Genomic DNA, 25,221 nt, shown 5'->3' on the forward strand with positions numbered 1-25,221 from the left:
TGAGCGTAAGAAAGTAAATGTTAGCAAGGATGTGCTCTTTTTAACTCAAGCAAACAACTGCTGGAGGCGTTCTATCAGATCTCCAAGGGGGGCAAATTTGAACATAGTTTTATCACTGCTGCTATTAGAAAGGTGTTGGGAAAATTCAAACCAATGCAACGTATGGGCGTGTAATAATCCAAGTAATTGCTGGGGGACTGTGGATGTGACCACAACAAACCAAGCTCAATATAGTGAAGATTTGTATTAGTATGAGTTTGAGGTTTTTTAAAGATGGAACCTTAATCAACGATAATTTAATTGATTATCCTACTGAAATTAACTACGAGTCACAAACAGTGATTGGTAGCAAGTCTCACTTTCGGGTATTGGGTGGTTTTGGGAATAAAGGGGTCATATGCGAAGTATAATTTTTTTGGTATCGATAATCCTAAATTTTGTATTAATTTATATAGCTTATGGTTATAACCATGATGAGAATGGGGTTTTTATTCTAGCTAATCCTTATGAAAGAAAGTGTCTAATGGACTGGAAATCTAAAGACCCAAACGTTTCTTATATCAAAGAACATAAAGTGAGCGGTCCTGAGCCTTTTAAGGAAAGTGTCATATTGGAGTTTGGAGGCTACCCTTCAAATGTATCTTTCGAATATGAGTTTTCCTCTTGTTTTAGTGATAGTTTTACTTGGGTAAAATCACTAGAAGAGTTAGATGTTACGGTGGAAATCTTCAAGTCTCAGTCAAAAAGTGTTGGATTCTATAAACCTATGGATTCAGATAGAATACTTGTTTATGGAGATCATGATCACTAAGGTGCCTCAATAGACTTTTAATCTAGAAAAATAGTTGTAATGGGTTAATTTAGCACTTTCTGATTTTGTGTAACTTCCTTTGCTGAAATGAACAGTCTAAACAAATTTGAAGGTTATTTTAAAACCAATAGGGTCAGGTCTTTCTTGTTGCCTTTTAGCTAGTCCAATGTTGTTTATAAGCAATGGTTTAATATAAGTTCTCAACGTGCTGGGCATTTTATGATGGAACAAGCACAAGTTCCGGAATGGATTTAAATCGATAAAGTGTTACTTCAATTTGGCAAATCTAAAGCGATAGCAAGCCGAAAATTTGCGCTATTTGTCGAGCAAGGAAAATAATTAGGTGATTATTTTCAATTACACTATTCGCGTGAAAGTAAGATAGTGGCAAAAGGAAAGACCTGACCCCGAGGTTCTTTAGTAGGAAGATCTTTAAGCAGTTTAACTGCCGAAGAAGCTAAACTATTGCTATCCAATAATCCATTGAATCAAGGAAAGATAAAGCTTGATGGTGGACATGTTAACTTTTCATGGGACAGCGAAGGTAGTAGTGTTTTCACCAGAGTTGCCAATACAACACCGGGGGTGAACTCAATGGCTGTGTTTCATGATGTATGGATGGCTAAATGGAACGTAACTAATGCTGTTGTTTTAGGCGTAACAATTGTTCCTGCTGCTTACATGAACTACGAAGCATTAGGTTTTAGTTACTACAAGTATTTGAGTGGTGAACTTGATGGTTAAGAAGATATTAACATTCTCTGTAGTGCTTATTGGATTAGTTGGCTGTACGACTAGTCAACATGTAAATATTGTTAATACATATTCATTGTCGCCTATTTCTTACCAAAAGGTAGGCTATAAAGACGAATGGAAAGACCTTTGGCCAATAGTTGACTTTCAAGATGGAGTGTTGGTTAAGATACACCCAGATTCATGGGAATCATTAACTTTTGGAATAAAACACTGCTCAACGAATCAGAGTAAGTTTTTCATCCAGTTCTGGTCCAATACAGATACTCTAATTGACTTTGAAAAATCATATTTCGTTACTGAGAAAGAAGATAAAGTTGCTATAAAGTCTGTCTTTTCATCAGATCAAAAAGAGACTTATTTCAGTAGTAGTAGCCACTCGCTTTTGACCAAATTAAGAAGAACAGAATTAGCTAAAAATGAAATTTTGGCTTTGTGGGAGAGCAACAATTATCAAGAATTAAAGAAAAACTCAGGGGCTTTAAGTTTAGCTTTAGAAACAGAGCGGTTTGTTGGTTGCCCTAGAGATAAATTTAAATTATTTATTAGCTTTAAGCATGAAGGTTCAGATGCTCAGCATGGTTACTGGCTCTATTTTGCTCCAATAGAGTTTAAAGCTTTTAGTAGATAAGTAATCTGCCGCTTCAGTGGTTTGGGAATAACCTAAACCGTGCAGAAGAAAGCCAGCGTGAGCTGGTTTTCTTTTATCTGGCGTTTAGCGCTTCGTGCTTCACTTCCTTTGGGTTGGTGCCAAGGGAGGCGAAGGTTTTAAATCGCTTAATATCCGCTTGGTGTCAAAGCGAGCAGATTTAATTCTATCTATTCAGAGTCAAATTGCTTAAAAAATGCCATGCAATCAAAGTAAATAAACAGGGACAGGTATTTCTTTTTAGCTAGTCCAATGTCATATATAAGCAATGTTTAATAGAAATTCTTAACGTGTTGGGCATTTTACGATGGGCAAGCACAAGTTCCGGAATGGATTTAAATCGGCAAAGTGTTACCCCTATTTGGAAAATCTAAAGCAACATCAAGCCGAAAGTTTGCTTACTTTGTTGAGCAAAGAAAAGAGTTGGGTGATTATTTTAGCCGCACAATTCAAGCATGAAGTATGATAGTGGCAAAAGAAAGACCAGACATATGGATTCTACATTCATGGATAGAAGCAATGTGCATGTATTTGATGCTCGTCAAAGCTTAAGTAATACAGGAGAATAACAAGATGAGAAAATTTATATTTTTATTATTAACACTAAGCTCTGCCATTCAAGTATCTGCTAGTGATGATGGTTATAAGCAAATAACTTGGAGTAATTTATTTGAAAGCCATAAAAAATTAGTAGGTGAAAAAGTATCTTTAACAGCTTTTTATAACTTCGCAGGTTTTTATAAAGTTCTCGAGAGTGCAGATAGTTTTTCAATGGAGTATTTGGTATTCCCATTTTATGGTGATGTTACAAAAGATTTTATTAAGCATTGCAATGAGAGATTGCTTATAGTGGAGGGGGTTATTTCTAGCCATGAAAAGAGTAGAGCCCCACGAATTAAGAAAGTAGTTAGATTAAGCCCACTTTCAGACCCTGAATATAACTGCTTGGATCAAATATCAGGTTTTGTGAATTAAAAACCAATAGGAACATTATTAACCAGCCTTTGAAAAGTTCACGAGTGGATTTCTTCCGAATATTTTTAGTAAAAACAAACAGGGATAGGTCTTTCTTTTTTACTTTTGCTAATCAAATGGTGAGTTTATGTAATGGCCTAATAAGAATCATTAAAATGTTGGGCATTTTACGATGGGCAAGCACAAGCTCCAGAATGGATTGAAATCGAGAAAGTGTTACTTCAATTTGACAAATCTAAAGTGATAGCAAGGCTAAATTGCGCGGTATTTGTTGAGCAAAGAAAAGAATTGGATGATTATTTTCAATTACACTATTCGCGTGTTAGTAAGATTGTTGCAAAAGTAAAGACCTGACCTCTAGATGCTTGCTGACACTGCTACAATTTCAATGACTCCAGCAGGTAAATAATGGACAAAATATTAGAAAAATTTTTACGTAAGCGTAAGCAAGCAATTAAAAACCCAGAAAAGTATAAAAATGTCTACGATAGAAATATAACGAGAATTACTTTTTACTTAGAACATGGCAAAACAAAAGGTGAAGAATTTTTTAATGAGAGTTTACCTTTTGCTCCTTGGGAAAAGCTTAATGTTGAATTGTCAATTCCAGGTTATTTTTGTGAAATGCAAGCACAAGCTAGTTTAGTGAAGGGTAGCGTACTCAATATCGAGCAGTTAGGATATTATTTGAGCTATGGGTATTATCAGCTAACTATTGCTCATATAAGACAAAAACGCTGTGTTATTCGCTTCGGGGAAGATAATGAAAGAGTGATATCACCTGGTAGTGTATTTCAATTAGCTACAGCTGTTTTATTACATCAGCATGATTATGCGCGGCAATTTTATAGATTATTCGAAAACGGTTATATGAAAAACTGGATAAACCGCTCAAAAAGTCATATTGGTGATTTTATCATCTTGTTGTTTGATAGGGCGAAAGGTGATAATACCCTAAAACCGATTGTAGATGACTTTGCTTACCAAGCTATTTTAGATAACTGGGATAGTACAGACTTAACAAAAGTTACCGCTTATCTAAATCAGTTATGTGATGATCAAGTCGCTCAGGTTGCATCACCACCGAGTAAAATGTTTTTTGAGTTCGATAATATGAACTGGCAATTTACACCTTATGCTGCACTTATGCTGCTAACGCTAAGAGCACAACATGGCCTTGAAAACCCTGATTTTGAGCACCCTGGTTTTGGCAATGTTACTTCTTTACTATTAACGCAGCCTGTAGCCCCTGAAAAAGATGATCTGCTTGAACAGCTTGTAGTCAAATTACATGAGCAAGGCTTTGATGAAAAAGCGTTACTAGCGTAGCATCTAAAAAGTGTCACTAAAATGGTCAGGTCTTTCTTTTTGCCTTTTAGCTAGTCCAATGTTGTTTATAAGCAATGGTTTAATAGAAGTTCTCAACGTGTAGGGCATTTTATGATGGAACAAGCACAAACTCCAGAATTGATTTAAATCGAGAAAGTGTTACTTCAATTTGACAAATCTAAAGTGATAGCAAGGCTAAAGTGCGCGGTATTTGTTGAGCAAAGAAAAGAATTGGATGATTATTTTCAATTACACTATTCAAGCGTGAGTCTGGTAGTGGCAAAAGGCAATACCTGACCCCATGGTCACGTAATATCACAGAGCGGTCGTGATTGGTATATACAGTGTTTATGCATATCAGACTACCCAAAAAGTTACTTATCACTATCAATATAACAGCAATAGTGGTAGATGGTCTTGTACTATATATTCAGGAGATGGTTAATGTTAAGGTCCCTTTTTCTTTGTTTTTTATTTTTTAGTTTTAGTTTACAAAGCAAAGTAGTGTTCACTAATATATATTCTTTGCTAGGAAACTCTGACAAATATTTAAATAAGGAAGTCAAATTTTCTGGCTATCTTGTGAAGAATACTGGCGGGATTTATGAGTTATATCCCTCAAAGTCAGATAGTGAGTTTTTTCTCAAAGATAGATATTTAGATGTCATCACCTTTTATGATGGAGTCAATTTACTTGATGCTTGCGTGCAAAGCTATGTGTTTATAAAAGCTAGATTTACTTTTCATAAAGATAATTCTGAAAGACGAGTCTTAGATAAGGTCTCTTTTGTTCATAAATATGATGAAAACGAAAAATACACTAAGTTTAGTCCTTGCTATATAAAAAATAAAAAGTAAGCGTTGAGATCTAGTATAAAAAAATCAATAGGGTCAGGTATTTCTTTTTAGCTAGTCCAATGTCATATATAAGCACTGTTTAATAGAAATTCCTAACGTGTTGAAAATAGTTGGGTGATTATCTTAAGCTTCATTACTCCTACTCAAGCGCGAGTCGGATAGTGGCAAAAAGCAAGACCCTGACCCCTAGATGCTTGCTGACACTGCTACAATTTCAATGACTCCAGCAGGTAAATAATGGACAAAATATTAGAAAAATTTTTACGAAAGCGTAAGCTGGCGATAAAAAATCCTGAAAAGTATAGAAAGGTTTATATAAATAATACAAAAGAGCTTAATTTTTATATTGAGCAAGGAGAAACGAAAAGAGGTATACCTAGCAATGATAAATTGCCTTTCTTTAACTGGGAGGTATTAAATACAGAGTTGTCAATTCCACGTAATTATTATGAGATGGATGCACAAGCTAGTTTTGTAGATGATAACTTACTTGATTTATGTAAGTTAAGCATATGCTTAACTTATGGATATCACCTGCTTATGATAGAAAACTATAACCTAAAACGCTTCACACATCGCTTTAGTCGTGAACCTTTAAGGTTGGTATCACCAACATCTGTATTTCAGCTAAGTATTGCAGTGATATTGCATAATAATGAATATGCTCGCCAAATTTATACGTTATTTCAAGCAGGTTACATGAAGCACTGGGTGAATAGATCAAAAAGTCACATTGGTGATTTTATTATCTTGCTGTTTGATAAGGTAAAAGGTGGCAATACCCTAAAGCCGATCGTAGATGATTTTGCTTATCAAGCTATTTTAGATAACTGGGATAGTACAGACTTAACAAAAGTTACCGCTTATCTAAATCAGTTATGTGACGATCAAGTCGCTCAAGTAGCATCGCCACCGAGTAAGATGTTTTTTGAGTTCGATAATATGAACTGGCAATTTACACCTTATGCTGCACTTATGCTGCTAACGCTAAGAGCACAACATGGCCTTGAAAACCCTGATTTTGAGCACCCTGGTTTTGGGAATGTGACTTCTTTACTATTAACGCAGCCTGTAGTCCCTAAAAAAGATGACCTGCTTGAACAGCTTGTAGTCAAATTACATGAGCAAGGCTTTGATGAAAAAGCGTTACTAGCGTAGCATCTAAAAACTGTCACTAAAATGGTCAGGTCTTTCTTTTTGCCTTTTAGCTAGTCCAATGTTGTTTATAAGCAATGGTTTAATATAAGTTCTCAACGTGCTGGGCATTTTACGATGGGCAAGCAAAAGCTCCAGAATGGCTTTAAATCGACAAAATGTTCGTTCAATTTGGAAAATCTAAAGCAACATCAAGGCGTAAGTTAGCTGTAATTGTCGAGCAAAGAAAAGAGTTGGGAGATTATTTTCAATTACACTATTCGCGTGTTAGTAAGATTGTTGCAAAAGGCAAGACCTGACCCATGTGTGGAAACATTATATCTCAAAGGGCTATATGAGCGTTTAATATTGCCTTCAGGAAATGTTGAACACAAATACTATGCTGGGAATACTGTAGTAATTGACAGTACTGATGCTAAGCAAAGTAAAACTTTATATACGCATAAGGACCATCTAGGCTCTGCCGTGACGGTAACAGACTCGAATGGCAGCGTTATTCAGCACATAAACTATGATGCGTGGGGGAAACAAAATCGGTTCTATACTAGTAGCTCATTATTTTCTTTGTTGAATCAACAAAGCCCCGTGGAAAGTAAAGGTTATACAGGTCATAAAGAAATATCGGATTTAGGTATTATCCATATGAACGGTCGGATCTACGATCCAACCTTGGGTAGGTTTTTGCGGGCTGATCTGTTTATTCAAGCTTCGGGCAATTCGCAATCATATAACAGATACAGTTTTGTGCTGAATAACCCGCTGAGTTATACAGATCCATCTGGATATTTTTTCAAGGCCCTTTTCAAAGCTATAGGCAAGAATAAATGGCTTTCATCGTTTATCAGTATTGCACTTAATTTCATACCCGGATGCCAAGTATGGTGTAGTGCAGTATTTAATGCTGCCGTGACTTATGCTGTGACGGGGAGCTTGAAAGCCGCTGCTATCGGATTTGTTGCTTCTGCAATTAGTCCGGGAGGAATGAACCCCGGAGCCTTTATTGCGAGGGGAATTATAGGAGGGCTAGCAAATAAAGCCCTAGGGGCGAATTTTGGGCATGGTTTCATTGCGGCGGGTGCTGGAGGTGCCGCAGGTGGAATAGGTAATGTACCGTTAAGAATATTAGCTTCGGCAGTAATAGGAGGAACTGTTTCAAAAATAACGAAAAGTGAAGATGGCACTTCAATGAGTATTGTTGCAACAATTAGCGGTAGTGCTGAAATTAGCGCTGCAGATCTTGATTCTTATGTGTCTGCCATAGAATCACAATGGACCGGGACATATTCAGATGATAATGGTAAACAGCTGTCATTAACTGTCGATCTACAAATAGTAGAGTCAGGTGGCGACATTTCAGTTTTAGCGTGTGCAAAGTGTGGCTATAGTTTAAACGAAAATAGACAACTTCGTCTTATACGTGGAATAGCGTTACAAGGAGGAAATAAAATGTGGTATAGCAAACAATACGGTGGGAAATATACAGCTGGTCACGAATTTGGCCACGTCCTTGGGTTCGACCATATTGGCACTAACCAACTAATGTCCTCAGGAGGCGGTGGTGGTTTAATTAGAAACCCTAGCTACTCGACTATAAAAACCTTGTCCGAGAATTACTAATGAAGCTAATAAATTTAATAAGTTATGTTGTTACTGTTAATTTACTTCTTGCATCACCTATTACAAAAAGTAGTGAAAAAGAAGTTTTTGTAAAAAATATTGCACCATCACTGACAACTGACGGATGGTGCAAAGGGTATGAAATTTTTTCGTTCGAAAATAAAACTACGTTAGAAAAGAAAATTTATTCAGAATCATATTGTCGTAATAGCGAAGATAGTCAAGCAAAGGTTATTACGTTAGGACCTAGCATATCGGATGAGCAAGTAAATTATGCAATGAGCTTACTGATGGCATTAGGGGTAATAGAAGGTGGATTTAATCGCTCCAGCAATAAGATTGAATTTGATTTGTCTACCCTAGAAAGCAAGGAACCACTACAGTCTATGCATGAATTAAAACACATCCATGTTGAATTAAATCAACAATGTTTACTAAATAGACATTTTAATGTTTTCGCTAAGTTAGGAAACAAAACTCACCTAGTCGAAGTTATTACTAGTGGAAAAACAGTTAAGACTATTAAAACTGAAAGAGTTGCGATTGATTGACCCGTGGTTAATTTCGAATTGAAATAGTTGGAACAAATTTTAGTTATAAGGACAAGGAGGATAAACGTTGGAGAAAAGGACTAGATATGCAAGTTCACTGGATGACCTGCTGCTAGGAGCTGTAACTGAGGTCTAAACTTCTGGGGTCAGTAGAACCAATGGGGTCAGTAGTGTTGTTTACAAAATTATCGTCATAGTTTTTACCAAATTATTTATCTGAGTTATGACGGGGATAAGAAAGGCAGCGGGAGCTGGTTTTCTTTTATCTGGCGTTTAACTTTTGAAGTTGGCGCTTCGCTTCCTTTGGTTTGGTGCCAAATCAGACAGACGCTGCTATATCTATTCAGAGTCCAATTGATTAAAAAATGTTTCGCCATCAACAAGGTCATTTTCGTCTAGATTTTGAAAACGGTTTTTGACTAACGCAAGTTTTTCAATCTCATCGACATCGCAATCGAGGTGATCTTCGCATCGAAAGATAACTTTCTTGCGAATAGCGTTAGGTCTATCTGGTGATGGTGCAATTATCTCAGTTCTAATATCGACATGCTTTTTGCAGCAGGCCGAGCATTCGGCATTGTGAAAATCAATTTTGCTTGTCGGCATTATTTGCTCCAACTTAGTAGTGGTTGATCGATGAAAACCCGCTTGGTGGCAAAGCTAATGGGCTAAAAGAAGCGATGAGCTTTATAACCCCCTAATTTACTCTGGCGAAAATCCGTGGCGAAGCATTTCGAAATCGTCTAAATCGATAACAGCTCGTTTTCCGCGTCCCTTGAGAGCGTAGCAAGAGTTGCTTGCTGTTATTACCTGCTGAGCCTTAACATTCATAACTGTAACAATATACCAGTCTTTTACTGTGGTGTTTATAAGCTGAGCCTCACATTACTCGATAGCCTATGATTGATCTTTTCATTCAACTCCAAACTAAACCCCCTCAAAAAAGTTAAAAATTTTTTCTTTACTCGCCTTTAACTAACTGCCCAAATCATAAGGGAAAATTTTTAGCTGTGTGCCATTTAGGAAAATTCGGTATAAATGTTATGCAAATATTGCCTATAACACTATTGCGAACTATTACCGTTTAGATTAATATGCTGACCATCAAGAGAAATGAGAGTGGTTTGCATTCATGTATATCTGTTTATGTCATGGTGTGACTGATAAAAAAATCGAACAAACAATTGATGATGGCGCTATGACGATGCGCGATTTATCAAAAGAGCTGCAAGTGGGTAGCCAGTGCGGCAAGTGTTGTGGTTGTTGTAAAAAAATTCTTAATCGCAAACTGATCGAAATTGCAGATATCACTGAGCAAGTAGCTTAATTACTTGCTCTTAAGCATGCGTGCTTAACAATTTTTCCTTCGTTTAATTCTTCTAATTTATCCCCATACTTACGAGTTTTTATTTGCTTTTAACCCCTTCATTTATTAGGGTTATAACAAAGCAGATACGTGTATCACACGGTCATTGGTAGGAAGCCATGATAATAGACTCTTCAAAATCACTTTTTTGTGCAGTACTCATTTTAATCACCGCGGGCTGTGCGCAGTTACCTTCACGAGAGTCCATTCAACCAAGCTATGCCATTGCAGCGGATACACCCAGTACCATAGGAGATGCAGTGGGTAATAATCATCCTGGGTTATCAGGGTTTTATCCTTTAGCAGATGGGGTCGATGCCTTTGTAGCTAGGTTGGCACTCATTGATTCTGCAGAGCACACCATTGATGTGCAGTACTATTTATACCACAGGCAGCAAACCACCATATTATTTACGGCCTTTTTATTAAAAGCCGCAGATAGGGGGGTAAGAATTCGCTTGTTGCTTGATGACTTATCGCAAGCCGACAGTGAGCTTGATTTAGCTGCACTGGCTGTTCACCCTAATATTGAAGTGCGATTATTTAATCCATTTCCTAACCGTCGTTTTAGAGCGCTTGGTTTTGTTACCAACTTTAGCCAGCTTTCACGACGCATGCATAACAAGAGCTTTATTGTTGATAATCGGATTTTTATCACTGGTGGGCGCAACATAGGCAATGCGTATTTCTCGGCTGAAGATCATTCTGAATTTATTGATTTAGATGTTATGAGTGTTGGCGAGATTGTGCCAGAGGCATCAAAAGCATTTGATTTATATTGGAATCATCAGCTGTCTTACCCTGTTGAAGATTTGCACGGTGAACGTGATGAGCAATCACTTATTGATATCACTAACACCTTATCGACCTATGTTGAGCAGAATCAGCAGAGTAATTATGTTGAGCAGTTACGCGAAAGCGCCTTTGTAAAACGTTTATTGCACGATGAAATAGAATTCGATTGGCAAAAGTCTGTGTTGTTTTATGATCATCCCGATAAGGTGATGAACGACGTCAGTGAAAAATCGGCTAATATGTCGCCAATGTTGTTTAAAGAAATGGGCGAGCCGAAACAAAAAGCAATTATTGTCTCGCCATATTTTATTCCTCGTGAGCAGGGCGTTAAATTACTGACCAATTGGGCAAAACAGGGCGTTGATGTCACTGTACTTACTAATTCTTTAGCAGCTACCGATGTATCCGCGGTGCATGCTGGTTATAAAAAGTACCGAGAAGATCTCGTAAAAGGCGGGGTTAAGCTGTGGGAGTTAAAACCCAGTGACTTAATGGCCATTAAGCGCAAAGCGGGGCGTAAAGTAACAGGGTCATCACAAGCAAGTTTACACGCAAAAACCATGACCTTCGATGATGAAAAGATTTTTGTGGGCACCATGAACCTCGACCCTCGCTCGCTTGATTTAAATACAGAGATGGGCGTATTAATCGAAAGCGAAAAGCTTAGCCGTTTTTTGGCCCACTGGGTTGATACGCAAATGCCTGAATATGCCTGGAAAGTTGAGCTTAAAGATAATGACTTAGTGTGGCTCGACACAGTGAGTAATGAGCAGTTTGATGAAGAACCACAAACGTCTTCGTGGCGACGTTTTCAAGTGTGGTTTATTTCGTTATTCCCTATCGAAGATGAGCTCTAAGCCATTCCTTAAGTATTTATACCTAAGCCCAACTTTTTAGTTGGGCTTTTTGTTTTCAGCCTTTAGTTGTTAACCATTTCGGGATAAAAAATGGCGTTTGAGCGTACACGTGTAAACCCATTGTATTCAAGTGCTTAGCGTGCAAAGAAAAAATAAATATAAAAAAATGTTAAAAAAACTGGTTGGACCAATTGATCTATTGCTCGTTTTATGACGTAATGTAGGTATTACTATCTGGTCGGATGAGTTTATTATGAGCTTACGTACAAAATTAAAAAAAGTATTACCTAGTATTTCAATTACAGAACAAGAAGCGTTAGATGCGGGTGATGTTTGGTTAGAAGGTTCAATCTACCAAGGTAAACCTGATTTCGATGCACTTCGTGACGTGCCAGCAGCTAAGCTGAGCGCTGAAGAGCAAGCATTCTTAGATGGCCCAGTAAAAGAATTATTATCAATGATTGATGATTCTGAAATTCAAAATGGTGTTCATCTTCCTGATTACATTCTTGATTTCTTGAAAAAAGAGCGTTTTTTCTCGCTTATCATTCCTAAATCATTCGGCGGTTTAGAATTCAGCCCTTATGCAAACTCTACAATCGTTGCGACTATCGCGACTAAGAGTTCTGCGGTTGCGGTAACCGTGATGGTTCCTAACTCATTAGGCCCAGGTGAGCTATTACTTCACTTTGGTACTAAAGAGCAACAAGATCACTACTTACCACGTCTTGCAAATGGTCGTGATATTCCATGTTTCGCACTAACTAGTCCAGAAGCGGGTTCAGATGCGGGTGGTATTCCAGATATCGGTGTTGTTAAACGTGGTCAGTTCAATGGCGAAGAAGTTTTAGGTTTAGAAATTACCTGGGACAAACGCTACATCACACTTGCGCCAATTGCGACAGTATTAGGTTTAGCATTTAAAGTAGTTGACCCTGATGGTTTACTAGGTGGCAAAGAAAACCTAGGTATTACCTGTGCGCTTATCCCTAAAGACCACCCAGGTGTTGAACTTGGTAATCGTCATGATCCTATGGGCATCCGTTTTTACAACGGTACGACTCGCGGTGAAAAAGTATTTGTACCAATGGACTTCATCATTGGTGGTCAAAAGAACATCGGCCGTGGCTGGCAAATGCTGGTTAGCTGTTTAGGTGCAGGCCGTGGTATTTCGTTACCAGCACTAGGTGTTAGCTCATCACAAGTAGCATTCAAAGGTGCTTCAGAGTACGCAGCAGTGCGTGAGCAGTTTGGTCTGGCGATTGGTCAATTCGAAGGTATCCAAGAGAAGCTTGCTGATATCGCAGGTAAAACTTACCTTCAAGAAGCAATGCGTGTATTAACAACAGAAGGTTTAGGCATGGGCTTAAAACCATCTGTAGTTACTGCGATTGCTAAATACCACATGACAGAAATTGGTCGTAACGTGCTTGATTCAGCAATGGATATTCAAGCAGGTAAAGCAATTCAAAATGGTCCGCAAAATACATTAGCAAGTGGATATGTTGCACAACCAATCGCAATCACGGTTGAAGGTGCAAACATTCTTACTCGTAACCTTATGATTTTTGGTCAAGGTGTAATGCGTTGTCACCCTTACCTACAAACTATGGTTGAGTCTATCCACAGCGAAGACAAAAATGCAGATAAAGAATTCAACAGCATTTTACGTAAAACAGTGGGTTACAGCGTAGCTAACAGCTTACGAGCTTTCCGTTTAGGTGTATTACCGTTTACTGCCGGTGCTAAATCGTCACTACCAGAAGTACGTGAATACGAAAAAGCAGCGCACAAACTATCTGCAAAACTTGCAGTTTACGCTGACTTCTCGTTATTGGTACTGGGCGGCAAACTTAAGCAAGCAGAAATGTTATCTGCACGTTTAGGCGACGTAATGAGCTTCTTATACGCTGCTATGGCATCAATTAAATACTACGAGCAAAAAGTAGCAAGCAGTGAACGTGAGCAAGCTGCGCCTTACTTCCACTATGCGACTCGCTTTGCACTACAAAGCGCTGAAGAAGCATTGCATAAGTTCTTAGATAACTTCCCTGCAAGTGGTACTCGTAAGTTTATGCGTTTCATTACGATGAATTACTCAATGAAAATGCCTAAGATCAGCGATGATTTAATCCGTGAACTTGCGACTCAAGCGCAAATGGATACCGCATTTAAAGCGCAAATCACTCACTTGGTTAATCCAATTGAAGGTGATGGTCATTACATCAATGAGCAAGCGTACAAAGCGAAAATGGCATGCCTTGACTTACTTAAGAAAGTTAAAAAAGCACTGCGTGCTAAAACTATTAAGCCGGGCGTTCGTTTTGCAGAAACGCTTGATAATGCACTTGTTGCAAGTGTTATCAACGAAGAAGAGTATGCAAAACTGATTGATTACAACAAGAAGCGTGAAAAAGCGATTCGTGTTGATGAGTTCGACTTTGATATGAACTTACTGGATGACAATGCAAAGCCAGTTAACCCACTTAAAAGTGTGGTAAACGAGTAATTCAACAATGCAAGTCCTGAGCAGTATTAGGACTTTATCTTCGAAAACCCGTGCTTAGCACGGGTTTTTTATTGCCTATAGGCCGTTGTGCCAATAGACAATATCACCTACCATTGCCATCGGTTTATATAAATTACAGAGCGTTATGGATCTTAGGCAATTCGTTACTTGTCACTTTTCAAATATTACAGAGCTACAGCAAGCTGCATTAGTATGGAGTGGATGCGGTGAGATTATTCGTTGCCAAATGAATGGTGCTGCTGCGGTAATTAAAGCGATTGAAGTGCCTAGCCAGATCAATCATAGTCGTATAAAACAAAGTGATTTTGCGCTTGCCAGAAAGCGGCAATCTTACTTAGTCGAATTTAATTGGTATAGGCATTACGCAGAGCAATTACCCCATGAAGCTGCGGCTATACACTGTATTGAGGCAATACAAGAGGGCAGTAAGCAAGCACTGCTATTTAGTGATTTCAGTGCACTTGGCTACCTGCAAGCAAGTGCTACACACAGCGACATTCAAGCAATTATAAGCTGGCTTGCACACTTTCATGCTTTTCATTTAGCAAGCTCTGCCGATGGCCTTTGGCCGCAAGGTAGTTACTGGCATTTAGCAACGCGGCCCGATGAGCTACAACGCATGAGCGATTTAAGCTTAAAAGCGCAGGCACACGCTATTGATATAGCGCTGAGTGAGTCACCTTATCAAACATTAATTCATGGTGATGCTAAGCTTGCCAATTTTGCGATTGCGCCACAAAACCAGCATGTTCTTGGCTATGATTTTCAATATGTTGGCAAGGGTGTTGGGGTGATTGATGTCATGTATTTTTTAGGCAGTTGCTTAAATGATACGGCATTAAAATCAGTTGCAGATGACTATTTAAATCGCTATTTTGACACCCTCACACAGGCACTAAAACGTTATCAACCGAATGTAAACCCAGCGCATGTTGTTAGCAGTTGGCGAGCGCTTTGGTGTTACGCATGGAGCGATTTTTATCGCTTTTTAGCAGGTTGGAGCCCTGATCATGTAAAAATAAACGGCTACATGCAGCAGCAATTTGTAACTTACTTAAAAATAAAGGATTAATAATGAATAAGCCAATGCGATTTGCCATTATCGGCTGTGGTGCTGTAACCGAAGTGAAAAGCGGCCCTGCTTATCAACAAGCAGAAGGTATTGCGCTTATTGGGGTGACACGCCGCGACTTAGAAAAAGCCCATGATTACGCTAAACGCCATAATGTCGCAAAGGTGTTCGCATCGCCAAGCGAACTCATTAACGATACCAGTGTTGATGCCGTGTATATTGCCACGCCGCCAGATAGCCATAAAGCGTATGCGCTTGAGGTTGCTGCGGCAGGTAAACCGTGTTGTATTGAAAAGCCACTGGCGCCAAGTTATCAAGACAGCCTTGACATTGTCGCAGCGTTTAAAGAGGCTAAACAGCCGCTATTTGTGGCTTATTATCGCCGTTCATTACCACGCTTTAATCACGTTAAACAGTTATTAGAACAAGGTGCGATTGGTAAGCCTCGTCATGTTAGTTGGCATTTAAGTAAAGCTCCTAACGCCCTTGATTTATCAGGTGAGTACAACTGGCGCACAGATCAAAATGTGGCACGAGGAGGTTACTTCGACGATTTAGCCAGCCATGGTCTTGATTTACTTGCCTACCTTTTAGGTGACTTTAGTAAGGTGCATGGTTTATGTGCTAATCAACAAGGCTTATATTCTGCATTCGATGCTATTACCGCGCACTGGCAGCATCAATCTGGTGTTACTGGCACCGGGAGCTGGAACTTTGCTTCATCTAATCGTTTTGATGATGTGATGATTTACGGCAGTGAAGGCGAGCTTAGCTTTAGTGTTTTTGACGAAAAGCTGATTGTGCTTAACAATGCACAGGGTAAACAACAGCTCGTAATTGATAACCCTGCGCATATTCAACAATATCATGTTGAAAATATGGCAAACTATTTTCATGCTCAGCAACCTCATCCATCAACCGGTGAGAGCGCACTACACACAAGTTGGGTTATGGAGCAGATTTTATCGGCTTAGTGCTCAAACGCAGCATTGAAGGCATTTACAATTTGTGTGTTTTCACCTTCGTGAAATAACTCCATCAGGCGCTCACTAATTAAAGTGCGTACCTTCTCGGTTTTAAGCGCTTTATCGAACAGCGCGATTGCTTGTTTGCCGACCTCTGTTGGTGAGCAAGCAATATAACCAAACACCGCGGCTTTTTCTGGTTTAAGGCTGATATAACGAATACTACTCAGACCGGGGAAACGTTTATAACGGTTGCTAAATACAGTTTGGTATTCTAAAACGGCATCAATTTTATTTTGAAATAACATTTGCCCGAGCCTTGGTGCATTTGTTGCCCCATCGAGTATAAAAAAGTGCTCATCATTTAAACGGACAAACTTATCAATCTCTTCTGAGTATGAACGGCCTTTAGTAACGCCAATTGTTAAGTCATAGTAATAGATAGCTTGTAGTAGGGTAATAGCGTCTGGAATGGTGGGCTTATTAAATACCACCAGTTTATTTGAAGGAAATGCCATTAGAGGGTACTGGCTAAACACAGCATGAGCTTCACGCTCAGGGGTTTTCAATTTATTGTACAAGCAAACATTATTCATTTTGCCTAATTCCTGCCACTCTCTTAAGCGGCTTGCAGGTATAAAATGTAGGCTGATTTCATCGCCTAATTCAGCTGCGGCAGCCAGCAAAAATGTGGTGGCCTCATTCTCAGGGTTGCCGCCATCTTGCGGAACAAAGTCTGCCATAACTTGAATATCGAGTGTTTCACTGTGGACCGGTAGGCAAATACACAAAAGTAGTATTAAAGTGAGGATAAACGTTTTCATTACTGCGGGCCCAAAATAAATAAAATGTTAAACATTGCCGGTGCGTGTTGTTGCAAAAAAATTAATATTTGCAGCTGGTAGTGTAATTTTAGACCAATTCAAAGAATTAATGCGATGAACATGCATTTTTGCAGTCGAGAAGACTATTTTGCGCTAAAATAGGCGTAATTTATCTCATTTAGGTTCTACTTATGTCTATCCATGTAATTACTCATCCGTTAGTTCAACACAAACTTGGCCTTATGCGTGCAGAAGGTATTAGTACTAAAAGTTTTCGTGAGCTGTCGTCTGAAGTAGGTACTTTGCTTACTTACGAAGCAACAAAAAACCTACCATTAGAAAGTGTTCAAATCACAGGGTGGGATGGTTCAACATTAGATGTAGAACATATCAAAGGTAAAAAAATTACTGTTGTGCCTATTCTACGTGCCGGCCTTGGTATGATGGATGGTGTTATGCAGTTATTACCTGCTGCAAAAGTAAGTGTTGTTGGTCTTCAGCGTAACGAAGAAACATTGGAGCCAGTGCCTTATTTTGAAAAACTGGTTGGTAAAATTGATGAGCGTTTAAGCCTTGTTATTGACCCAATGCTTGCAACCGGTGGTTCAATGATCGCAACTATCGATATGCTTAAAAAAGCAGGCTGTAAAGATATTAAAGTGATTGTATTAGTGGCAGCACCAGAGGGCGTAGAAAAAACTCTTGCAGCCCACCCAGATGTTGAAATTTTCACAGCATCTCTAGACAGTCATTTAAACGAAAAAGGATATATCATTCCAGGCTTAGGAGATGCCGGTGACAAAATTTTTGGCACAGTCTAAGGCGCTCACGTGGAAAACCATCAAACATTTTCGTTAAAAACTATTCTAACTGGCGCGCAAATGCTGTTTGTAGCATTTGGCGCACTAGTACTTGTGCCGTTACTAACAGGCCTTGATCCCAATGTGGCTTTATTTACCGCAGGTTTAGGAACCTTGCTGTTTCATGTGGTTACTAAAGGCCAAGTTCCTATCTTTTTAGCATCGTCTTTTGCTTTCATTGCACCTATTATCGCCTCGGTACAAATGTGGGGGATCCCTGCAACAATGGGCGGTTTAATGGTGGCAGGCTTTTGCTATGTTGCGCTTAGCTTGATTGTAAAATTTAAAGGCGTCAATGCACTGCATAAAGTGTTACCTCCTGTGGTTGTTGGCCCTGTTATTATGGTGATTGGTTTAGCCTTAGCCCCCGTCGCTGTGAATATGGCAATGGGTAAAGCAGGGGATGGCAGTGCACAATTAGTTCCTTATGAGCAAGCAATTTGGGTTTCTGGTTTATCATTACTGGTTACGCTGATTTTTGCGGTATGGGGTAAAGGTGTATTCAAACTTATTCCTATTCTTGCTGGTGTGGTAGCAGGTTACCTTGCTTCGTTATTTATAGGTATTGTTGAATTTAAGGCGGTCACCGAAGCAAACTGGTTTGCGGTACCGGCATTTACTTATCCTGAGTTTAAATGGCAGGCTATTTTATTTATGGTGCCTGTGGCCATTGCACCTGCAATTGAACATATTGGCGACATGATGGCTATTAGCCAAGTAACAGGTAAAGACTATTTAAAGAAACCGGGTTTACACCGCACTTTACTTGGTGATGGCTTAGCAACCTCTGCGGCATCGGTTTTTGGTGGTCCACCTAATACAACGTACTCTGAAGTAACAGGGGCGGTAATGCTTACACGTAACTTCAACCCTCGAGTAATGCTTTGGACCGCAATAATCGCTATTGTGCTCGCGTTTGTGGCAAAAATGGGCGCAGGTTTACAAACGATTCCGGTTCCTGTGATGGGCGGCATCATGATTTTACTATTTGGTTCAATCGCCGTTGTTGGTTTAAATACCTTAGTAAAATCAGGTGAAGACCTTACCGCGCCTCGCAACTTGACTATCATTGCACTGATTTTAGTGTTTGGCATTGGTGGCATGCATATCGGTGGTGATGAGTTTAGTTTGCAAGGTGTGAGCTTATGCGCAATTTTGGGGATTATCTTAAATGCTGTTCTCCCCAAAGCAGTGCAACAAGCTGATTAGAACTTAAAAACTGCTTGAATATTGCACCAAAAAAGCGCATTAAATATGCGCTTTTTTTGTAACTAACTAAAATTTAAGGAATTATAAAACTGGTCTACTAACTGCATTTATCTCTATGTCATACTGGTAGGAGCGATTATGCAAGAGGCAAATGTTGTGGATATTACCCCGTTTTTAGCGAAGCATCAGTTACCACTCAAGTATCAATACTTAAGTGAGCAGTTTTTTATACCCCTCGCGCACGATATCTTGAGCGCAAAAATGACCGGCCAACCTATGCTGGTGGCAATTAACGGCTGCCAAGGGTCAGGTAAAACGACTCTCGCTGATTTCTTAGTGACCTGGGTTAATAGCAATACCGAATTTAATAGCGTGTCATTATCAATCGATGACTTTTATTTAAGTCGTGATGCACGCAATGAGCTTGCTAAAGATGTTCATCCTTTGTTTGCGAGTCGTGGGGTACCGGGTACGCATGATACGCAATTAATGGAACAAACCTTATCAGCTTTGTTGGCAGGTAAAGTGGATGTGCCATTACCTCAATTTGATAAACTAACTGATGATCCGGTGCCAAAAGACCAGTGGTCTAGTAATCAAAAGCCGATTGATATCGTGTTTTTTGAAGGCTGGTGTGTAGCCAGTACACCTCAGCAGCCTTATCAACTGCAAACTCCGGTAAATGAATTAGAGCAACTAGAAGATGCCGACGGCATTTGGCGTCGCTGCGTAAATAGTTGCTTAGCGAATGAATATCAAAATGTATTCGCAATGGCCGATTACACCATTATGTTAAAAGCGCCTTCATTTGAAGATGTGTATGCGTGGCGCTTAGAGCAAGAGCATAAACTAATTGCCAAAAAAGGCCAGGGGCAGGGCACGTTTGACGAAGTGAGTTTAAAGCGTTTTATCTCTCATTTTGAACGTATTACGCGGGAAAATTTAGCCACTCTTGCGCACAGCGTTGATGCGTTACTATTGCTCGATACTGAGCGTGATATCACCAAGATGGAGCTTCTCGCTGACCAGATTGCTCAACCACTTATTTTTACTGACTTAGACGGCACATTGCTCGATCACGATAGTTACGAATGTGAGGTGATCAAACCATTTTTGGCAAAGTTGAATGATACCGGTGTCAATGTGATTTTTAACACCAGCAAAACCTTTGCTGAAGTCACTGATATTCAAAAAGGTTTGGATCATCATCAACCCTTTATTGTGGAAAATGGTGCTGCTGTTTATATCCCGAAAGACTATTTCAAAGTAAAGCCGATTGGCTGTGATGAATATAAAGGTTATTGGCGCTTTGCCATGACGCAAAGTACCGATAAATTGCATGAAGATCTTAAACAATATGCAAGCCAATTTAGTCATTGTGTACGTGTGTTTAGCCAATTTAGTGCACAAGAAATAGCCGAGTTAACAGGACTCCCCGTCGATAAAAGTGAATTGGCTCTACAAAGACAGTACTCAGATCCGGTTTGTTTTTCGGGCAGTGATGAAGAAAAGCAGGGCTTGATAGATGCAATGAGCCAAGCAGGCTACGAAGTGCTTGTTGGCGGGCGTTTTATCCATTTAACCAAAGGTAACAATAAAGGACTTGCACAAAAGTGGCTGTTAAATCAGTTCAAAAAAGCCTATCGCAATCCATTTACTGTGATAGCGCTTGGCGACAGTCAAAACGATGTAGCCATGCTAAAGGCGGCCGACACCGCTATTCTAATCAATAACCCTGGCAGCCAAGTACAATCACAAATATTACAAAAAGCATGGCAGCTCAGCGAAAAGCCCGCCCCTGCAGGTTGGGTTCAAGAAGTTTCTGCGTTAACTATCATCAAAGCGCGTTTTGCAGCAAAACAGGAGCAATCTCATGGCTGATTTTTATCAAAATGGCATTATCACGACCTTACACAATATTGCTGACCGCCCAGTAGAAGAACTAGAAAAAGAGTTGTTAGGCTTTTCAAAACAACGCCCAATGGGCCTGATTTTGCCCTCGCTTTACAGTGAGTTAGAAGGACCTGCTTTGCAAAATATTATTGCTGAGCTGAAACATGTGCCATATTTATCGCAAATTACCATAGGCCTTGATCGCGCCGACGAAAGCCAATATCGCCATGCACTGCAGTTTTTTGCGGAGCTTGATCAGCATCATAAGGTACTTTGGAATGATGGTCCGCGTTTACAAGCTCTTGATAAAGAACTACAAAAATTGGGCGTTGCCCCACGAGAACTAGGTAAAGGTCGCAATGTTTGGTATTGCATGGGCTATAAGTTGGCAACCTCAAAAGTAGAGTCCATTGCACTGCATGACTGCGATATTTTGACTTACGACAGAGCGCTATTAGCACGTCTAATTTACCCCGTTGCTCACCCTCGTTTTAACTATGAATTTTGTAAAGGGTTTTACCCGCGCACCGCTGAGGGCAAAATTAATGGTCGCGTGTCACGTTTGCTGGTAACGCCGTTATTGCGTTCTTTTAAAACAATATTAGGCAGCAACGATTACTTAGAATACATGGATTCGTTTCGTTACCCGCTAGCGGGTGAGTTTTCATTCCGCCGTGATGTACTCAACGATATTCGTATTCCAAGTGACTGGGGCTTAGAAATTGGCGTGCTATCAGAGATGTATCGCAATTACTCGCATAACCGTTTATGTCAGGTAGATATTGCTGATAACTATGACCACAAACACCAAGACTTATCGCTAGAAAACCAAGCGGCGGGCTTGTCGAAAATGTCGATTGATATTACCAAAGCTTTATTTAGAAAGCTGGCTACCCAAGGGGTGACTTTTACAACAGAAACGATTCGCTCATTAAAGGCAACCTATTACCGTATTGCACTCGATTTTATTGAAACTTATCACAACGATGCGTTAATGAATGGCTTAACACTTGATATTCATCATGAAGAAAAAGCCGTTGAAATGTTTGCTCAAAATATTATGAATGCAGGTCAGCACTTTTTAGAAAATCCAATGGAAGCACCCTTTGTGCCGAGTTGGAACCGAGTAGCTTCGGCAATGCCAGAGGTGTTTGCTCGCTTAGAAGAAGCCGTAGAGCTTGATAACAAAGAATATATTTAACGGGGAAGGCACGTGACTTTAGAGCTTTTGCAACAAAGGGTTATTCAGCATTTAACCTGCATCTACGGCGAGGTTGAGCTATCAACAACGCTTGAACAACTCGCAGATAGATTAATCAATACCATGTTAGGTGATGATCCTGTTCGAGACCCAACGCCGCATAAAAACCGTTGGGATGAGCAAGACATGATTTTAATTGCCTATGGTGATTCGATTATTCGTCATGCTAATACGGATGAAGCCGTTGCTAAGCCTGAAGAGCCGCCTTTGCAAACGTTACATCGCTTTGTAAAAAACCAATGCTTACCTGAACTTAATGCACTGCACATCTTGCCGTTTTACCCATATAGCTCAGATGAAGGCTTCGCGGTAATGAATTATGTGCAAGTGAATGAAGCGTTAGGTAGTTGGCAACATATCCGCGATATTTCAGCGGATGTTAGGTTGATGGCAGATTTGGTGATCAACCATTGCTCTAGCCGCAGCGTTTGGTTTGAAAACTTTATTCAGGGCAAAGAGCCGGGAAAAGGGTATTTTAAAACGGCAAGCCAGAGTGATGATCTTGTGCAAGTTGTTCGCCCGAGAACATCACCCCTTTTACAGGCGGTTGAAACTAAAGACGGTTTGCAACATGTGTGGTGTACCTTTAGTCATGACCAAGTCGACTTTGATTTTGCTAACCCAGATGTGCTCAATGAATTTGTCAGCATTATTCGTCATTATTTAGATAACGGTGTGCGTATATTCCGCCTTGATGCGGTGGCTTTTTTATGGAAAAAACTCAATACCCGCTGCATTAACCTGCCTGAGACACACGAAGTGATCAGATTACTTCGCACCCTTATTGAGCATTTTGAGCCTAATGTGATTATTATCACAGAAACTAATATCCCGAACCGCGAAAACCTATCGTACTTTGGTAATGCCAACGAAGCACATTGTATTTATAACTTCTCATTACCACCGCTGTTATTACACACTTTACTCAGTGGTGACAGCACCGCATTAAAACATTGGATGATGAGTATGCCACCTCCTCAAGAAGGCACGGCATACTTTAACTTTATAGCTTCACATGATGGTATTGGCTTGCGCCCCGTTGAAGGCTTGTTGGAGCAAAGTGAAATTGCCGAAATGGTCAATACTACGGCTAAATATGGCGGTAAAGTCTCATTACGTACCGCCCCAGATGGCACCAATACCCCTTATGAGTTAAACATTGCCTTATTTGATGCGTTGCAAGGTACCCATAAAGGCCCAGATAAATGGGGTGTTGCACGCTTTTTATGTGCGCATGCCATTATGTTTGCGCTTGAAGGTATTCCAGGTTTGTATATTCATAGCTTACTCGGTACCACCAATGATTATGAACGCTTTGAAAATAGCCAACATAACCGAGCGATTAACCGTCACCGCTGGCAAGAGTCAGATTTACTAGCAAAGCTGAGTAACGAAAATGCCCATCATCGTACTGTGTTTAAAGCGATGAAAAACCTAATGGCTATTCGTAAGGCGCAAAGTGCATTTCACCCTAATGCGACCCAATATACGTTACATTTAAGCGAAGGGCTCTTTGGTTTTTGGCGACAAAGTATCAACCGTTCGCAAAGTATGTTTTGTGTTTATAACATTAGTGACGAGCCGCAAACGCTTACGCTTGCCGACTTAAATTTGATTGGTACCGAGCAATGGCGAGATTTGATCAGCGGTGAGCAAATTACTGAGCAAACACAAACAATGTCGCTAACACCATACCAAGCTGTATGGCTCAGCAATAAATAATGTAAATGCCCTTTACAGTTTGCTATTGGTTACCTCTAAAAGAAGTGATTCAACACTGAAGGGAAGGGCATTTTTATTCGCATTACTGAAAACGCGAAAGTTAATTGCTAAGCTATCACTGTGAATTTGTTCAACTAGCTTAAGCGTTTGTTCGCTATGTTGGCTGAAAATGGCCACTTCATCATGCATAGTTCCGGTTGCGTAATTATTGAGTAGATCATGAACATTTACTATAGCTAAAGCTCCTAGCGTGACATGACCACCGATAGTGACGTCTATTTTTTCTGCCACAACTCTGAGCGGCCAATTTATTGCGCCAACCAATACATCTTTGCGTTTATTTAACTCATCAAGCGCTGCAATCGCCCCTAATGCCATGGCATCATTGGCAGCCCAAACCATATTGATGTTAGATTGATGGCTAAAGTAGCCAAGACTCTGGCGATACGCTTGTGTTGCTGACCAGTTGGCAACTGTTTTAGCGGTGATATTAGCATTATCATGCGTTTGAACACTTTGCTCTAAACCTTGCTCTCTATCAAGTGCTGCATGGGTAGTGTAATCACCATTAATCGCAAGAATATTTGCCGTGTGCTGAGTTCTTTCAATCAGTTTTTCAGCTAATAATTGACCCGCTTGTTTGTTATCGGGCACTACGCTACCTGCGATATTAATACCATGATCAATCAAGCGTTTTAGTTCTTGCTCTGATGGGCGGTTAAGTAAAAAATAGATGGGTGTAGAGGTGTGTTTTAAGCTCAAAAGTTGTTGGGTAAGCACACTTTTCTCATCAACTAAAATCAGCATATCTGGCTTTGCTTTAATCGCATTAGCCACTAATGACTTCATTTCAATATGATTTCGGTTGGCATAATGAATTGTTAAATCGAGATCAAAGTCTTTGGCAGCATCACGCATCAACTGCGACACTTCAAACCAAAACGGGCCTGTGACATTGGTATTGGCATGACCTGGGTTTATAAAAATAATTCTTTGCTTGGCAAAAACACTCGGTAAGCAAAATAGGCAGATAATGAAAAATACCGTTTTGAGCATAGTCTTATTAAGTTAAAAGGCCGATAGGGAAGAGTATAGCTTGAATTTTCAGGTTTTAAGTAAATGATTGGCATAGGATAGTTTTTAAATATCTGATAGAAAAAGGGCTACAC

The 25,221-nt window shown here is 39.8% G+C and carries 23 protein-coding genes; 20 read left to right on the forward strand and 3 right to left on the reverse strand.

Features of this window, described 5'->3' with window-relative positions; all coding sequences use genetic code 11:
* The first annotated feature begins 251 nt into the window (after positions 1–251).
* From AUR67_RS21135 to AUR67_RS03140, 10 genes are all read left to right on the forward strand, one after another.
* Positions 252–410 (forward strand): hypothetical protein, encoded by a 159-nt coding sequence (locus tag AUR67_RS21135; protein ID WP_161936926.1) that lies wholly within the window; start codon positions 252–254, stop codon positions 408–410.
* 113 nt (positions 411–523) lie between these two features.
* The gene (locus tag AUR67_RS03105) at positions 524–811 is read left to right on the forward strand and encodes a hypothetical protein (RefSeq protein WP_150114719.1); all 288 of its coding nucleotides are present in this window, start codon (positions 524–526) and stop codon (positions 809–811) included.
* Positions 812–1,294: 483 nt separating this feature from the next.
* Positions 1,295–1,555, forward strand: a complete 261-nt coding sequence (locus AUR67_RS20995; RefSeq protein WP_161936927.1) for a hypothetical protein — start codon at positions 1,295–1,297, stop codon at positions 1,553–1,555.
* Complete coding sequence (locus AUR67_RS03110) at positions 1,548–2,195, forward strand: hypothetical protein (protein ID WP_058584086.1); 648 nt, start codon at positions 1,548–1,550, stop codon at positions 2,193–2,195. Before AUR67_RS20995 ends, AUR67_RS03110 begins: the two co-directional genes overlap by 8 nt.
* 591 nt (positions 2,196–2,786) lie before the next feature.
* Positions 2,787–3,188 carry a hypothetical protein gene (locus AUR67_RS03115; protein WP_058584087.1) on the forward strand — a complete coding sequence of 134 codons (402 nt, stop codon included), beginning with the start codon at positions 2,787–2,789 and terminating at the stop codon, positions 3,186–3,188.
* Between the two features lie 408 nt (positions 3,189–3,596).
* Positions 3,597–4,517 carry a hypothetical protein gene (locus AUR67_RS03120; RefSeq protein WP_058584088.1) on the forward strand — a complete coding sequence of 307 codons (921 nt, stop codon included), beginning with the start codon at positions 3,597–3,599 and terminating at the stop codon, positions 4,515–4,517.
* A 444-nt stretch (positions 4,518–4,961) separates the two neighbouring features.
* Entirely contained in the window at positions 4,962–5,375 is a 414-nt protein-coding gene (locus tag AUR67_RS03125; RefSeq protein ID WP_058584089.1) for a hypothetical protein, read from the forward strand.
* Between the two features lie 237 nt (positions 5,376–5,612).
* Complete coding sequence (locus AUR67_RS03130) at positions 5,613–6,533, forward strand: hypothetical protein (RefSeq protein ID WP_058584090.1); 921 nt, start codon at positions 5,613–5,615, stop codon at positions 6,531–6,533.
* A 303-nt stretch (positions 6,534–6,836) separates the two neighbouring features.
* Entirely contained in the window at positions 6,837–8,147 is a 1,311-nt protein-coding gene (locus tag AUR67_RS03135; protein WP_235591779.1) for an RHS repeat domain-containing protein, read from the forward strand.
* The gene (locus tag AUR67_RS03140) at positions 8,147–8,698 is read left to right on the forward strand and encodes a hypothetical protein (RefSeq protein WP_058584092.1); all 552 of its coding nucleotides are present in this window, start codon (positions 8,147–8,149) and stop codon (positions 8,696–8,698) included. Before AUR67_RS03135 ends, AUR67_RS03140 begins: the two co-directional genes overlap by 1 nt.
* A 339-nt stretch (positions 8,699–9,037) precedes the next feature.
* Here AUR67_RS03140 and AUR67_RS03145 read toward each other — a convergent pair whose 3' ends face one another.
* Positions 9,038–9,304 carry a hypothetical protein gene (locus tag AUR67_RS03145; protein WP_058584093.1) on the reverse strand — a complete coding sequence of 89 codons (267 nt, stop codon included), beginning with the start codon at positions 9,302–9,304 and terminating at the stop codon, positions 9,038–9,040.
* A 526-nt stretch (positions 9,305–9,830) separates the two neighbouring features.
* On the opposite strand from AUR67_RS03145, the gene AUR67_RS03150 reads away from it, so the two are divergent.
* The 5 genes from AUR67_RS03150 to AUR67_RS03170 all read left to right on the forward strand — a co-directional run bounded on the left by AUR67_RS03150 (position 9,831) and on the right by AUR67_RS03170 (position 16,292).
* Positions 9,831–10,025 carry a (2Fe-2S)-binding protein gene (locus AUR67_RS03150; protein ID WP_054554573.1) on the forward strand — a complete coding sequence of 65 codons (195 nt, stop codon included), beginning with the start codon at positions 9,831–9,833 and terminating at the stop codon, positions 10,023–10,025.
* A gap of 158 nt (positions 10,026–10,183) precedes the next feature.
* Positions 10,184–11,716: a phospholipase D family protein gene (locus tag AUR67_RS03155; RefSeq protein WP_058584094.1), complete on the forward strand. Its 1,533-nt coding sequence runs from the start codon at positions 10,184–10,186 to the stop codon at positions 11,714–11,716.
* A 253-nt stretch (positions 11,717–11,969) separates the two neighbouring features.
* Positions 11,970–14,225 (forward strand): acyl-CoA dehydrogenase, encoded by a 2,256-nt coding sequence (locus tag AUR67_RS03160; RefSeq protein ID WP_054562441.1) that lies wholly within the window; start codon positions 11,970–11,972, stop codon positions 14,223–14,225.
* A 145-nt stretch (positions 14,226–14,370) separates the two neighbouring features.
* The gene (locus AUR67_RS03165) at positions 14,371–15,318 is read left to right on the forward strand and encodes a phosphotransferase (protein ID WP_058584095.1); all 948 of its coding nucleotides are present in this window, start codon (positions 14,371–14,373) and stop codon (positions 15,316–15,318) included.
* Positions 15,319–15,320: 2 nt separating this feature from the next.
* The gene (locus AUR67_RS03170; protein WP_058584096.1) at positions 15,321–16,292 is read left to right on the forward strand and encodes a Gfo/Idh/MocA family protein; all 972 of its coding nucleotides are present in this window, start codon (positions 15,321–15,323) and stop codon (positions 16,290–16,292) included.
* Here the strand turns inward: AUR67_RS03170 and AUR67_RS03175 are convergent.
* The gene (locus AUR67_RS03175) at positions 16,289–17,107 is read right to left on the reverse strand and encodes an ABC transporter substrate-binding protein (RefSeq protein WP_152996471.1); all 819 of its coding nucleotides are present in this window, start codon (positions 17,105–17,107) and stop codon (positions 16,289–16,291) included. The genes AUR67_RS03170 and AUR67_RS03175 overlap by 4 nt on opposite strands.
* 191 nt (positions 17,108–17,298) lie before the next feature.
* Here AUR67_RS03175 and upp point away from each other — a divergent pair, with 191 nt between their 5' ends.
* The 5 genes from upp to AUR67_RS03200 all read left to right on the forward strand — a co-directional run bounded on the left by upp (position 17,299) and on the right by AUR67_RS03200 (position 24,052).
* On the forward strand, positions 17,299–17,928 hold the full coding sequence (gene upp, locus AUR67_RS03180) for a uracil phosphoribosyltransferase (RefSeq protein WP_054562437.1): 630 nt from the start codon (positions 17,299–17,301) through the stop codon (positions 17,926–17,928).
* Positions 17,929–17,937: 9 nt separating this feature from the next.
* Positions 17,938–19,176 carry a uracil-xanthine permease family protein gene (locus AUR67_RS03185; protein ID WP_058584098.1) on the forward strand — a complete coding sequence of 413 codons (1,239 nt, stop codon included), beginning with the start codon at positions 17,938–17,940 and terminating at the stop codon, positions 19,174–19,176.
* A gap of 138 nt (positions 19,177–19,314) precedes the next feature.
* Positions 19,315–21,057, forward strand: a complete 1,743-nt coding sequence (locus AUR67_RS03190; protein ID WP_058584099.1) for an HAD-IIB family hydrolase — start codon at positions 19,315–19,317, stop codon at positions 21,055–21,057.
* Entirely contained in the window at positions 21,050–22,270 is a 1,221-nt protein-coding gene (locus AUR67_RS03195; RefSeq protein WP_058584100.1) for a hypothetical protein, read from the forward strand. Before AUR67_RS03190 ends, AUR67_RS03195 begins: the two co-directional genes overlap by 8 nt.
* Before the next feature lie 12 nt (positions 22,271–22,282).
* Complete coding sequence (locus AUR67_RS03200; RefSeq protein WP_058584101.1) at positions 22,283–24,052, forward strand: sugar phosphorylase; 1,770 nt, start codon at positions 22,283–22,285, stop codon at positions 24,050–24,052.
* A gap of 12 nt (positions 24,053–24,064) precedes the next feature.
* Here the strand turns inward: AUR67_RS03200 and AUR67_RS03205 are convergent, their stop codons facing one another.
* Positions 24,065–25,108, reverse strand: coding sequence for an ABC transporter substrate-binding protein (locus AUR67_RS03205; RefSeq protein WP_058584102.1), 1,044 nt, complete (start codon positions 25,106–25,108; stop codon positions 24,065–24,067).
* Positions 25,109–25,221: the final 113 nt, after the last annotated feature.

It is taken from the genome of Pseudoalteromonas sp. XI10 (assembly GCF_001469895.1).
GTDB lineage: Bacteria > Pseudomonadota > Gammaproteobacteria > Enterobacterales > Alteromonadaceae > Pseudoalteromonas.